The organism is Streptantibioticus rubrisoli, from assembly GCF_024436055.1.
GTDB classification, from domain to species: Bacteria; Actinomycetota; Actinomycetes; order Streptomycetales; family Streptomycetaceae; genus Streptantibioticus_A; species Streptantibioticus_A rubrisoli.
This window is the reverse complement of sequence record NZ_JANFNH010000003.1, coordinates 190,985-202,885: the sequence shown is the minus strand read 5'-3', so window position 1 is coordinate 202,885 and position 11,901 is coordinate 190,985. Positions and strand designations below refer to the sequence as shown.

Below are 11,901 nucleotides of genomic sequence, written 5' to 3'. Positions count from 1 at the left end.
CCATGGCACGGCCAGTCGGTATTGACCTCGGTACGACGAACTCCGTGGTGTCCGTCCTGGAGGGTGGCGAGCCCACGGTCATCACCAACACCGAAGGGGCGCGCACCACCCCGTCGGTGGTGGCCTTCGCCAAGAGCGGCGAGGTGCTCGTCGGCGAGATCGCCAAGCGTCAGGCCATCACCAACGTGGAGCGCACCGCCCGCTCGGTCAAGCGGCACGTCGGCGACCCGAACTGGCGCTTCCCCGAGAAGGGCGACATCGACGGCAAGCGCTACACCGCCCAGGAGATCTCCGCACGGGTGCTGCAGAAGCTCAAGCGGGACGCGGAGGCCTATCTCGGCGAGGACGTGACGGACGCCGTGATCACCGTGCCCGCCTACTTCAACGACGCGCAGCGCACCGCCACCAAGGAGGCGGGCGAGATCGCCGGGCTGCGGGTACTGCGGATCATCAACGAGCCGACCTCCGCCGCCCTGGCGTACGGCCTGGACAAGGAGAACGACCAGACCATCCTCGTCTTCGACCTCGGCGGCGGCACCTTCGACGTGTCGCTGCTGGAGATCGGCGAGGGCGTGGTCGAGGTGAAGGCCACCCACGGCGACACCCACCTCGGCGGTGATGACTGGGACCAGCGGATCGTCGAGCACCTGGTCAAGCAGTTCAAGAACGCCCACGGGATCGACCTGTCCAAGGACAAGATGGCGGTGCAGCGGCTGCGCGAGGCGGCCGAGCGGGCCAAGATCGAACTGTCCTCGTCCACCGAGACCAACATCAACCTGCCGTACATCACGGCGTCCGCGGAAGGCCCGCTGCACCTGGACGAGAAGCTGACCAGGGCGCAGTTCCAGCAGCTCACCGCCGATCTGCTGGAGCGCTGCAAGGAGCCGTTCCACGCCGCGGTCAAGGACGCCCGGATCAAGGTCGCGGACCTGGACCACGTCATCCTGGTCGGCGGATCGACGCGGATGCCCGCGGTGACCGAGCTGGTCAAGGAACTGACCGGCAAGGACCCGCACAAGGGTGTCAACCCGGACGAGGTCGTCGCCATCGGCGCCAGCCTGCAGGCCGGTGTGCTCAAGGGCGAGGTCAAGGACGTCCTGCTGCTGGACGTCACCCCGCTGTCCCTCGGCATCGAGACCAAGGGCGGCATCATGACCAAGCTGATCGAGCGCAACACCACGATTCCGACGAAGCGTTCGGAGATCTTCACCACGGCCGAGGACAACCAGCCGTCGGTGCAGATCCAGGTCTTCCAGGGCGAACGGGAGATCGCCGCGTACAACAAGAAGCTCGGCATGTTCGAGCTGACCGGTCTGCCCCCGGCGCCGCGCAGTGTGCCGCAGATCGAGGTCACCTTCGACATCGACGCCAACGGCATCATGCACGTCTCCGCCAAGGACCTGGGCACCGGCAAGGAGCAGCGGATGACCGTCACCGGCGGTTCCGCGCTGCCCAAGGAAGACATCGACCGGATGATGCGCGAGGCCGAGCAGTACGCGGAGGAGGACCACAAGCGCCGCGAGGCCGCCGAGACCCGCAACCAGGCCGAGCAACTCGTCTACCAGACCGACAAGTTCCTTAAGGACAACGAGGGCAAGGTGCCCGCGGACGTCAGGAGCGAGGTGGAGACGGCGATCGGTGAGCTGAAGGAGAAGCTCAAGGGCCAGGACACCGCCGAGATCCGCGCCGCCACCGAGAAGCTGGCCGCGGTCAGCCAGAAGCTGGGCCAGGCCATGTACGCCGCGGCGGGCGAGGGCGCCGGGGCCGCCACCGGCGGCGACACCGGTACCGCCGGTGCCACCGGCGGCAAGCCGGAGGACGAGGTGGTGGACGCCGAGATCGTGGACGAGGACAAGCCCAAGGGAGGCACCGGATGACCCACCCCACCGGCTCCCCGCCCGGGGCGCGGCTACCGGTACCGGTGTCCGCCCCGTACGACCCGCGCGCGCACTGCGTCGACCCGGTGCTGCGGCTGCGGCCCCCGTCGGGCACGGTCAAGGAGACCGGCCCCGGCCAGCTCAGCGCGCAACTCGCCGAGCGCACAGCGGACTTGCAGCGGCTGAAGGCGGAGTACGACAACTACCGCAAGCGGGTGCGGCGCGACCGGCTGGCGGTGCGCGAGATCGCGGTGGCCAACGTGGTGCGCGAACTGCTGCCGGTGCTGGACACCGTGGTGCGGGTGCGGCGCCACGGTGACATGACCGACGGCTTCGTCGCGGTCAGCGACGCGCTGGAGACGCATCTGGCGGCGCTCGGGCTGCGGTCCTTCGGGGAACCCGGGGAGCCGTTCGATCCCACGGTGCACGAGGCGCTGTCGCAGGCCCGTTCCCCGGACGTCGACGGCCCGACCTGCGCGCAGGTGCTGCGGCCCGGCTACCGGCTGGGCGACCAGCTGCTCAGCCCGGCGCTGGTGATCGTGGCGGCGCCGCCGGAGCCCGGCGGCGCCTCCTGAGCCGCGGTCAGCGTGCCACGGCCCGGGGGCTGCGTACGGTGTCGCCGCCCGGCACCGGGGCGGAGGCGTCGGCGCCCAGCTCCACGATCCGGTTGCCCTCGTCCACGTGCACCACCCGCGGGCGCAGCGTCCTGGCCTCGGCGTCGTCCACCTGCGCGTAGCTGATCAGGATGACCAGGTCGCCGGGGTGCACCAGATGCGCCGCGGCGCCGTTGATGCCGATGACGCCGGAGCCGCGCTCACCCTCGATGACATAGGTCTCCAGCCGGGCGCCGTTGGTGATGTCGACGATGTGGACCAGCTCGCCGGGCAGCAGGTCGGCGGCTTCCATCAGCTCGGCGTCGACCGTCACCGACCCCACGTAGTGCAGATCGGCCTCGGTGACCGTCGCGCGGTGGATCTTGGACTTGAACATGGTGCGCAGCACTGCGGAACGCTCCTGTCGACGAAGGGTCGCGCCCTCGCCCCGAGGTACGCGCCTGCGCCCTCATCGTACCGAGAGGCCGCCGTCAGCGGTGGGCGGCGGCCCCCCGGCGACGGGTGGCCCGATGCTGGCCGCTGGCTCCGCGCTGCCTGCGGTGGCGGCCGCGCACCCGGCGGCGGGTGGCACCGCGGCTGGTGGCCGCGGCGGCCGCCATGGCGCCGCAGGACAGCAGCACGGAGAACCCGATCATCGCGGACTGCAGCGGACAACGGGAGGGCACGCGGCCAGCCCGGGCGCCCGCCGGTTCGCAGAACACATACGCCGGATGCGCACCGCCCGCTGACCACGGCCGGGGTAGCGCCGCGCGGCGCGGGGCTGTCCGCGCGGGGCTTCCACTCGATCGCCGAAGTCATCGGCCGGGTACGTGAGTTGGATGGCCTGCCCCGGGAGCCCACGACCCAGCGGCCGCGAGGTCCCGGCGGTGGTCAGTGGCCTACGCGGCGCAGCGCCTGTTCCGGGTAGCGTTCGCCCGCGACCGCGGTGGACGGCACGGCCTGGCACAGCTGGTCGATCTGCTCGGCGGTGAGCCGGAGTTCGACGGCCGCGGCGTTCTCCTCCAGATAGCGGACCCGTTTGGTGCCGGGGATCGGGATGATGTCGTCGCCCTGGGCGAGCAGCCAGGCGAGCGCCGCCTGCCCGGGGGTGCACCCGATCGTCGCCGCCAATTCGCCCACTGCCCGGACGAGTTCCAGGTTGGGGCCGATGTTCTCGGCGGAGAACCGCGGCCAGCGCAGCCGGTTGTCGTCCCGCGTCAGGTCGTCCCGGGAGGCGACGGCGCCGGTGAGCATGCCGCGGCCGAGCGGCGAGTACGCCACCACGGCGATGTCCAGTTCCCGGCAGGTGGCCAGCATCTCGCCCTCCACCACGTCCCGGGTGAACAGCGAATACTCCAACTGCACGGCGGCGATGGGGTGTACGGCGTGCGCCCTGCGCAGCGTCGCGGCGCTCACCTCGGACAGCCCGAGGTACCGCACCTTGCCCGCCTCGACCAGCGCGGCCATGGCGCCGACGGTGTCCTCGACCGGCACCTCGGGATCGCGGCGGTGCGCGTAGTACAGGTCGATGTGGTCCACGCCGAGTCGGCGCAGCGAGGCGTCACAGGCCACCGGCACGTACTGCGGGGAGGTGTCCACGTCGCCGACCCGGCCGCTGGCCGCGTCGTGCCGCAGCCCGAACTTGGTGGCCAGCACCACCCGGTCCCGGTCCCGCCCGCGCAGCCAACCGCCCAGCAACTCCTCGTTGGCGCCGCGCCCGTAGGCGTCCGCGGTGTCCAGCAGGGTGACGCCCAGCTCACCGGCGCGGTCCAGGACCCGTCGGGCCTCGGTCTCGTCGGCGGGGCCGTACGCGATCGACATGCCCATGCATCCGAGCCCGAGCGCGGAGACCGCCAACCCGCTGTTGCCCAGTCTGCGCTGCTTCATGTGGTGCTCCTCTTCCTCCGTGCGAGAGCCGCATAGGCCCGGGCGACACCGACCAGTCGGGAGACCTCGCCCAGGTAGTCCCCATCCTCTTCCGCGGCGAGCGCGGGTCGCGCGACGGGGGTGGTGGGCGGTGCGCCGTCGGTGGCCGGAAGGTTGTCCCTTCTGGCCCTCAGTGCCGCCCGCACCTGGGCGGCGCGTACGGCGGCGTCCAGGCGGTCACCGGCGAGGCCGGCGCCGCTGGCCGACCGTGCGGCGGCCGCGGCGATCTCGGGGTCCATGTGGGGGCGCAGTACGAGCAGTCCGTCCTGGATCTCGATCACCAGCCGGTACAGCCGGTAGTTGATGTCGCGCGGGGTGAACCGGTCGAGCCGGGTGGACGCCGGAGGGCTCAACGCGATGTCCGGGATCGCCCGGTACAGGTCGCGCCACAGCGGGTGCAGCCGCTGGTACGCCACGAAGTTGCCGATCGCACGCCGCAGTTCGGACAGTCGCGGCCCCCAGGACGGCATGGTGAGCCCGCTCGCCAGGCACAGGATGCCGATGCCGTTGGCGATCGGGGTCAGTGCCTCCCACTGCAGCGGGTTGAGTCCGAGGTGGACCGCGACCACCGCCCAGGCCCGGTTGGCGCAGTAGATGATGCAACTCAGCGCGCCGAGTTGGGTGGTGGCCATCCCCCACCGCAGCCACTGCCGTCCCGCGGCCCTGGCGTAGCGGCGGCACAGCAGGGCGATCTGGATCATCCCGGCGCCGAACGCGATGGCGTAGAGCAGGGTGTAACCGCCCACCACGGGGTCGGCCACGTTCTGCAGGATGTAGTGCGCCGACCTGACGTCCCCGTGTGGCTGGGCGGCCAGCCACAGCGCGAACATCGCCATCGCGCACGCGCCGAACCCGCACAGCCAGGCCCGCGCCCTCGGCCAGGCCTGCTCGGCCGGGTGTACCCAGTACGTGATGGCCACCAGCAGCGCGGCGCTGGACGAGACACCGCCCAGCAGATGGATGCCCAGCGCCGCCAGGTTGGGCACCCCGGTGTGCGCGTCCACGCTGGCGGAGACCGCGGGGATGGACAGGGTGAACGAGACGCCCTTGAGCAGGAAGGCGGTGATCAGGGCGAGCAGCGCGGGGTCGCCCCGGTGCTGCCGCAGGTCGCGCAGCTTGTAGAGGAACGCCACGGCGCACAGCGCCGCGCAGGGCGGAAAGACAACGCCCTTCAGATCTCCCACGTACCCTCCAGCGGGTTCATCCAGGGCGCTGCAGCGTACGGTCGATACGGGCCACGGTCTGCGCCTCGGCGGGCGGAACCGACCACACCTGTTCCTTCGGCGGCCGGGTGACGCGCTCCAGGATCAGCGACGCCAGGATCTCCGCCTCCTGCTCCTCCTGCGACGAGTAGCTGGTGCGGCCCAGCATCTCGTGCACCCGGCGGGGGTCCAGATCGGGGAAGAGCTGCTCCAGCCCGGCCGTCTCGGGCTGGTTCACATCGCGGTGGCCGCAGATCATGTGGGCCAGTTCGTGGGCGATGATGTGGTCCCGGTGCAGTCGGCTGGTGTCGGCCTCGAACACCACGAGATCGGCCACGTCCAACGCGATCCACATACCGCACGGATGGGCCGCGCCCATGGCCAGCGGCACCAGGTGCAGGGGGCGGCCACGTGTCCGGCTGAGCAGTTCACAGAGCGTGGAGATATCGCATTTGTCCGGCAGGTTGAGCTGGTCGAGCAGGGACTCGGACAGCCGACGCAGCCGCCGTATGTCTCCTTTTCCGGGTTTGCTGGGTCTCGACCCGGCGCGCGAGGAGTGGTGCACGGCTTCCGCTCTCCTTGCCACGACAGGTCGAACGGTCCGTGAGTCTAGCCGGGCCGCCAAGCACCGGCCATGGTCTAAACCGGCCAGTTGTGCGCGCCGACCGTTCGTCCCCCGACGGCTCAGCGAACAGCGCGCGGTCACGTGCTGCCACGAGTCGATCGCAACAGCACGTGACCGATGGCCGCGAACCGGAGTCAGTCGCTGGTGGGAGCGCTGTTCGCCCCGCGGCGGATGAGGTAAAGGCCCGCGCCGACCGCCACGATGACGGCGGTGAAGACGACGGCACCCCACTGGAAGTACCAGTGGTCGCTTCCGTAGACCTCCTTGCGCGGCCAGGCGAGGTTGACGGTCATGGCGGCCCCGTACAGCACCGCCAGCACGTTGACCGGGGTGCCCCAGCGGCCCAGGTTGAAGTACGGGCCGTGGTCCGGGCGCGGCCACTGACCGCGCAGCCGGCGCAGCAGCATGGGGCCGGTGACCATCAGGTACGGGATGTAGAACAGGATGATGGCGACCGAGGTGAGGATGTAGAAGACCCGCTGGTTGCCGATGTTGACCAGCAGCAGCGCGATGGTCAGCGCACCGGTGAGCACCGCGGGGACGATCGGCGTCTTCGAGCGCGGCGAGACCCTCGCGATGGCGGTGCCGAACGGCAGCCGCCCGTCCCTGGCCATGGCGAACAGCAGCCGGATCGCGGCGGTCTGCACGGCCAGGCAGCACACGGTGATGGCGATGGCGGAGCAGACCAGGAAGACGTTGCCGAGGCCGTTGCCGAGGGTGGACTTGATCAGGTACGGCATGCCGAGCGTGCCCAGTTCCTTGGCGTTGATGTCGCCGACGGCCATCATCCCGACCAGCATCAGCAGCCCGCCCGCCAGGAAGGCGGCGGTGAGGGCGCGCAGGATGGCGCGCGGTGCGTGCCGCCGGGGCTCCCTGGTCTCCTCGGCCAGCGAGCCCGCGGTGTCGAAGCCGTAGAAGACGTAGGCGCTCATGATCGAGGCGACCAGGAAGGCACCGAGGTACCCCCAGGACTGCCCGGCCCCGGTGCCCTGGGTGTGGGTGACGATCTGCGGACCACGCTTGATGTGCAGCGCCAGCATCACTATCAGCAACGTGACGCCGATCAACTCCACCGCCACACCAAGGTTGTTGATCTTCGCCATCAGCCGTACGCCGACGATGTTGACGACAGTGGTGAAGACCACCAGGCCGAGCGCGAGCAGGATCGCGTTCTTCGCGCCGTTGGGAGTGGCGGTCTGGCCCGCGTCGGAGGCCCCGCCGACGATCTGGAAGGCGAGCGAGACCTGCGGCAGGATCACCTGGTACGCCACGGCGACGGCCGCCGCGGTGACCACCGCGCCGATGGTCATGATCCAGCCGGACATCCAGGCGGTCGCGGGCCGGGCGATGTTCTTGGACCACTGGTAGACGCCGCCCGCCAGCGGGAACTGCCCCGCCACCTCGGCGAAGCACAGCGCCACCGCGCCCTGGCCGATGAAGACCAGCGGCCAGCTCCAGATGAACGCGGGCCCGCCGGAGGCGAATCCGAAGCCGAACAGCTGGAAGACACCGGTCATGATGGAGATGTAGCTGAAGCCCGCCGCGAAGCTGGAGAACGAGCCCAGCGAACGCTCCAGTTCCTGGCGGTATCCGAAGCGCGCGAGGTCACCGGTGTCGTCAACCGGCGACGCGGTGGCAACTGCTACCGTCTGTCTCATTTGTCCGGAATCATGCATATGGGCACTCCAGGGCGGCGTCGGGGGCGGCCGATGATTGTGGCTGGTACCCAGCTCCCGACCGGCAAACCTGTTGAGACGCACACCACAGGTTGTGCGAAGCGAGACATGCACCGGGATCCGCAACGAACCTCGGCTCGACCTGGCTCTCGCGGGCGCCCTGTCACCGCCGTCTCGTGGACCTCCCGCGGGGCGAGGCCTTCCGGCTCTCCGACGGCTGGTTGGAGGGGTACGAGGCCGAATTCCCGCCGCACGTCTCGAAGTTCGGGCCTGGCTGCGCCGCCTACCCGGCCGAGTGGCTGCTGAACGCGGCCGTGGAGTACGCCGGTCCGCCGTCCTGAGATCATTTGGACCCGGGCCGTCCGACCGCGGAGGGCCCGTGGACCTGACCTGGAAGGCGAGATGACGATAGTTCCGTTGGTCTTCACCAGCGGCTGGGCCAGTGGGATCAATGCCTACGGCGTGGTGATGCTGCTCGGACTCCTCGGGCGGTTCGGCGGGGCGACCGCCGTTCCACCGGTGCTGGAGCGCACCGATGTACTGATCGCGGCGAGCGTGCTGTTCCTGTGCGAGGCGGTGCTCGACAAGATCCCGTACGTGGACACCGTATGGGACGGCGTCCACACGTTCATCCGGCCGATCGCCGGTGCCACCGTCGCCGCGCTGCTCGCCAGCCACCACCCCGGCTCGCTCGGCGAGGTGGCGGCCGGTGCCATCGGCGGGGTGAGCGCACTGCTCAGCCACGCCGTGAAGGCCTCGCTGCGGATGGCGGTGAACACCTCACCGGAGCCCGCCAGCAACATCGCGGTCAGCGTGCTGGAGGACCTCGCGGTGGCCGGTCTGGTCACGCTGGCGATCTTCCATCCCTGGGCGGCGGCTTCCGCGGCGGCGGCGCTGCTGGTGCTCGGGCTGGTGTTGGTGGCGTTCGCGGTCTCCCGCATCCGCCGCTTCCTGGCCCGGCGCCGCGAGCGGGCGGCGGCCCGGTCCACCGCGCGCGCCCTGCGGGCGGTCAACGGCTGACCGGGGTGCCCTACGCTGGGGCGCGCACCAGACCGTACGCACTACCGCCATGGAGCCATGTCCCGACGCACCCCATCCCCCGGCCGCCTGGCCGAGGCGCCCTGCCCCTGCGGACTGCCCGCGGCCTACGAGGAGTGCTGCGGCCGACTGCACCGCGGTACCGCCCGGGCGGCGACCGCGGAACAGCTGATGCGCTCCCGGTACAGCGCCTTCGCCCTGCGCGACGAGGCGTACCTGCTGCGCAGCTGGCATCCGGACACCCGGCCGACCCGGGTGGACTTCGACCCGGGAACGCGCTGGCGGCGGCTGGAGGTCCTCGGCACGACCGGGGGCAGCGCGTTCCACACCGAGGGCACGGTGGAGTTCCGGGCCCACTACACCGAGCGCGGCGGGCGGGCCGGTGAGCTGCACGAGAACAGCCGTTTCGTCCGGTACGACGGTGACTGGGTGTACGTGGACGGTGTGGTCAGCGAGTGACCCTGCCCAGCGCGGCGGCGGGCGGGCGTTCGCGTAGCGCGCCGTAGCCGAAGAAGTAGGCGGGCGCCCGCTTCAACCACGGTGCGGCGGTGAGCACTTGGACCAGCCGCGGTGGCCGGTCCCGGTCGGCGCCGCGGGAACGCCCGGCGAGCAGCGGTTCGATGACCCGGGCGTGGGCGAGCCGCTGCAACGCCTGGGTGGCCGCCGCCGTCGGCCACCGGCGCCGCTGCACCCGCCGTACGTCACGCGGCCCCACGGTGCCCGCGCGCAGCGGCCCGGCCAGATGGCGGGCGGCGGCGACGGCGTCCTGCACGGCGAGGTTGATGCCGATCCCGAACACCGGCGACATCGCGTGCGCGGCGTCGCCGATGCAGAGCAGCCCCGGCCGGTACCAGCGGCCCAGCCGGTCGAGCCGTACGTCGAGCAGTTTGACCTCGTCCCAGGAGCGCAGCGCCGCCACCCGGTCCGCCATCCAGGGGGCGGCCGCGGCGAACTGGGAGCGGAACGCCTCAAGGCCCGCGGCCCGCCGCTGGGCGTCACTGCCCTTGGGGATCAGCGTGGCGCACTGCCAGTACTCGCCGCGGTCGATCATGGCGATCAGGGACCGCTCCCCCAGCGTGCCGACCAGCCCGTGCGGGTCGCCCGACCGCCGGGGCAGCCGGAACCACCAGGCGTCCATCGGGCAGCGGAACCGCCGCAGCCGTAGCTCCGGCAGTTCCCGCGCCAGCGAGCCGCGGCCGTCGCAGGCCACCGTGAGGGTGGCCGCCAGCTCGCCGGTGCGGCCGTCCGCGGTGCGGTAGCGCACCCCGGCGACCCGGCCGCGCTCGTACCGGAACCCGGTGGCGGCGGTGTCCATGCGCAGCCGGAAGGTGGGCTCGCGCCCGGCCTCCTCCGCCAGCAGGTTCAGCAGGTCCCACTGCGGCACCATCGCCACGTAGTTGTACCTGCCGCGCAGCGAGCTGATGTCGCCGACGGTGAACAGCGTGCCGCCCGGGCCGATCGGCAACTGCACGGTGTCCACCCGGCGCTGCGGCAGTTCGGCGAACCGCTCGGCCAGGCCCAGGTCGTCCAGCAGCGACAGGGTGGAGGGGTGAACGGTGTCGCCGCGGAAGTCGCGCAGGAAGTCCCCGTGCTTCTCCAGCACCGTGACGTCCACCCCCGCCCTGGCCAGCAGCAGGCCGAGGACCATGCCCGCGGGGCCGCCCCCCACCACGCAGCACGCGGTCCGCTCCATCGTCCCTGCCCTCCGTGTCGCTTCCGCTCCCAGCGTGCGGCGGGCCCGCGAGTCACGCAATCGGCGGCGGGAGAACGGCCGCCGCGGCGGGCCTGAGCTAGCCTTGACGCGGTCTCACAGCAGGCGCGCACCGCCCCCGTCGCCAGGGAGGACGCCGATGAGCGCAGCCCGTGCCGCCGCCTCCTACCAGGCGTTGCAGCGGTACCTCGCCGTGGGCGACGGCTCCGGTCTCTACCACGAGCGGTATCCGGTGGCGGCGGGCGACAACGCCTACTCGTACGAGTGGCCGTTCTCCCAGGCGCACACCGCGACGTTGGACCTGACCGGGATGCCCGGTGGGCAGGGCGAGGCGTATCTGCGCGATCTGGCGGCGCGTGCGGTCGGCCAGCAGCGGTACTGGAAGGCCTCCGGCGGCACCACCGGCAAACCCGGCTACGCCTCCTACCCGGTGCCGCCGTACGGGGGCGGGGGTGACTTCTTCTACGACGACAACGAGTGGGTGGGGCTGCTCGACGTCCAGCGGTATCTGACGCACGGCGACCGTGAGGCGCTGGAGCGGGCCGAGCGGGTCTTCCAACTCGTGGTCTCCGGTTGGGACTCCGACACCGCGCACGCCGACTCCGGCGGGGTGTTCTGGACCCAGGCGGCCTGGAGCCAGGACCGCAACACCGTCTCCAACATGCCCGGCGCCCAACTCGGCCTGCGGCTGCACCAGATCACCGGCCAGGCCTCGTACCTGGACTGGGCGCGCAGGATGTACGACTGGACCAACCGCCATCTGCTCAGCCCCGACGGCCTGTACTGGGACCACGTCAACCTCACCGACACCGTGGAGACCACGTTCTGGAGCTACAACCAGGGCGTGCCCGTGGGTGTCAACGTGCTGCTGTACGAGATCACCGGCGACCGGGAGTACCTCGACCGCGCCCAGCGGATCGCCGGGGCGGCGCACTCCTACTTCGTCACCGGTGGCAGGCTGCTGGGGCAGCCGCCCTACTTCAACTCCATCTACTTCAAGAACCAGTTGCTGCTGGAATCGGTGGCCGGGGGGCACACCCATCGCGACGCGATGCGGGAGTACGGGGAGACGGTGTGGAACCGGTACCGGGATGCCGGGACGGGGTTGTTCCACTTCGATGGAGCCGCGTGGACGGAGACGCTGCAGCAGGCGGCGATGGTGCAGGTATACGCGGCGCTGGCGTGGGACCCGGCTGACTGCCGGAAGCTGTACTGAGGGTTCTTCTCGGGGGACACGCCCCCCGAACCCCCGC

General features: G+C 71.2%; 13 protein-coding genes. 6 read left to right on the top strand and 7 right to left on the bottom strand.

Annotation, left to right across the window (positions count from 1 at the left end; all coding sequences use genetic code 11):
* Positions 1–2: 2 nt before the first annotated feature.
* Positions 3–1,877: a molecular chaperone DnaK gene (dnaK, locus tag NON19_RS05840; protein ID WP_255925542.1), complete on the top strand. Its 1,875-nt coding sequence runs from the start codon at positions 3–5 to the stop codon at positions 1,875–1,877.
* Positions 1,874–2,452 carry a nucleotide exchange factor GrpE gene (gene grpE, locus NON19_RS05835; RefSeq protein ID WP_308213656.1) on the top strand — a complete coding sequence of 193 codons (579 nt, stop codon included), beginning with the start codon at positions 1,874–1,876 and terminating at the stop codon, positions 2,450–2,452. The genes dnaK and grpE overlap by 4 nt, the downstream gene beginning before the upstream one ends.
* 7 nt (positions 2,453–2,459) lie before the next feature.
* On the opposite strand, the gene panD is transcribed toward grpE, so the two are convergent.
* From panD to NON19_RS05805, 6 genes are all read right to left on the bottom strand, one after another.
* Positions 2,460–2,879 (bottom strand): aspartate 1-decarboxylase, encoded by a 420-nt coding sequence (panD, locus tag NON19_RS05830; protein ID WP_255925541.1) that lies wholly within the window; start codon positions 2,877–2,879, stop codon positions 2,460–2,462.
* Between the two features lie 82 nt (positions 2,880–2,961).
* Positions 2,962–3,126 (bottom strand): hypothetical protein, encoded by a 165-nt coding sequence (locus tag NON19_RS05825; RefSeq protein ID WP_255925540.1) that lies wholly within the window; start codon positions 3,124–3,126, stop codon positions 2,962–2,964.
* A 235-nt stretch (positions 3,127–3,361) separates the two neighbouring features.
* Positions 3,362–4,357 (bottom strand): aldo/keto reductase, encoded by a 996-nt coding sequence (locus NON19_RS05820; RefSeq protein ID WP_255925539.1) that lies wholly within the window; start codon positions 4,355–4,357, stop codon positions 3,362–3,364.
* Positions 4,354–5,580, bottom strand: a complete 1,227-nt coding sequence (locus tag NON19_RS05815; protein WP_255925538.1) for an MAB_1171c family putative transporter — start codon at positions 5,578–5,580, stop codon at positions 4,354–4,356. Before NON19_RS05815 ends, NON19_RS05820 begins: the two co-directional genes overlap by 4 nt.
* Before the next feature lie 16 nt (positions 5,581–5,596).
* Positions 5,597–6,163, bottom strand: coding sequence for a M48 family metalloprotease (locus NON19_RS05810; protein WP_255925537.1), 567 nt, complete (start codon positions 6,161–6,163; stop codon positions 5,597–5,599).
* A gap of 194 nt (positions 6,164–6,357) precedes the next feature.
* Positions 6,358–7,881: an APC family permease gene (locus NON19_RS05805; protein WP_255925536.1), complete on the bottom strand. Its 1,524-nt coding sequence runs from the start codon at positions 7,879–7,881 to the stop codon at positions 6,358–6,360.
* 194 nt (positions 7,882–8,075) lie between these two features.
* Between NON19_RS05805 and NON19_RS05800 the strand changes: the two genes are divergently transcribed.
* From NON19_RS05800 to NON19_RS05790, 3 genes are all read left to right on the top strand, one after another.
* The gene (locus NON19_RS05800) at positions 8,076–8,240 is read left to right on the top strand and encodes a hypothetical protein (protein ID WP_255925535.1); all 165 of its coding nucleotides are present in this window, start codon (positions 8,076–8,078) and stop codon (positions 8,238–8,240) included.
* Between the two features lie 61 nt (positions 8,241–8,301).
* A complete protein-coding gene (locus NON19_RS05795) occupies positions 8,302–8,919 on the top strand; it encodes a DUF4126 domain-containing protein (RefSeq protein ID WP_255925534.1) in 618 nt (205 codons plus the stop codon).
* A gap of 57 nt (positions 8,920–8,976) precedes the next feature.
* Complete coding sequence (locus tag NON19_RS05790; protein ID WP_255925533.1) at positions 8,977–9,396, top strand: YchJ family protein; 420 nt, start codon at positions 8,977–8,979, stop codon at positions 9,394–9,396.
* On the opposite strand, the gene NON19_RS05785 is transcribed toward NON19_RS05790, so the two are convergent.
* Positions 9,386–10,630 (bottom strand): FAD-dependent oxidoreductase, encoded by a 1,245-nt coding sequence (locus NON19_RS05785; RefSeq protein ID WP_255925532.1) that lies wholly within the window; start codon positions 10,628–10,630, stop codon positions 9,386–9,388. The genes NON19_RS05790 and NON19_RS05785 overlap by 11 nt on opposite strands.
* A 157-nt stretch (positions 10,631–10,787) precedes the next feature.
* On the opposite strand from NON19_RS05785, the gene NON19_RS05780 reads away from it, so the two are divergent.
* Positions 10,788–11,864, top strand: a complete 1,077-nt coding sequence (locus NON19_RS05780) for a glycoside hydrolase family 76 protein (RefSeq protein ID WP_255925531.1) — start codon at positions 10,788–10,790, stop codon at positions 11,862–11,864.
* The last annotated feature ends 37 nt before the right edge of the window (positions 11,865–11,901 follow it).

What these genes read in the sequence shown, in the direction of transcription:
- NON19_RS05795 (WP_255925534.1), top strand. Translation starts at nt 8,302, where the DNA reads ATGACGATAGTTCCGTTGGTCTTCACCAGCGGCTGGGCCAGTGGGATC.
- grpE (WP_308213656.1), top strand. Translation starts at nt 1,874, where the DNA reads ATGACCCACCCCACCGGCTCCCCGCCCGGGGCGCGGCTACCGGTACCG.
- NON19_RS05805 (WP_255925536.1), bottom strand. Translation starts at nt 7,881, where the DNA reads ATGAGACAGACGGTAGCAGTTGCCACCGCGTCGCCGGTTGACGACACC.
- NON19_RS05780 (WP_255925531.1), top strand. Translation starts at nt 10,788, where the DNA reads ATGAGCGCAGCCCGTGCCGCCGCCTCCTACCAGGCGTTGCAGCGGTAC.
- NON19_RS05790 (WP_255925533.1), top strand. Translation starts at nt 8,977, where the DNA reads ATGTCCCGACGCACCCCATCCCCCGGCCGCCTGGCCGAGGCGCCCTGC.
- NON19_RS05825 (WP_255925540.1), bottom strand. Translation starts at nt 3,126, where the DNA reads ATGATCGGGTTCTCCGTGCTGCTGTCCTGCGGCGCCATGGCGGCCGCC.
- NON19_RS05820 (WP_255925539.1), bottom strand. Translation starts at nt 4,357, where the DNA reads ATGAAGCAGCGCAGACTGGGCAACAGCGGGTTGGCGGTCTCCGCGCTC.
- dnaK (WP_255925542.1), top strand. Translation starts at nt 3, where the DNA reads ATGGCACGGCCAGTCGGTATTGACCTCGGTACGACGAACTCCGTGGTG.
- NON19_RS05785 (WP_255925532.1), bottom strand. Translation starts at nt 10,630, where the DNA reads ATGGAGCGGACCGCGTGCTGCGTGGTGGGGGGCGGCCCCGCGGGCATG.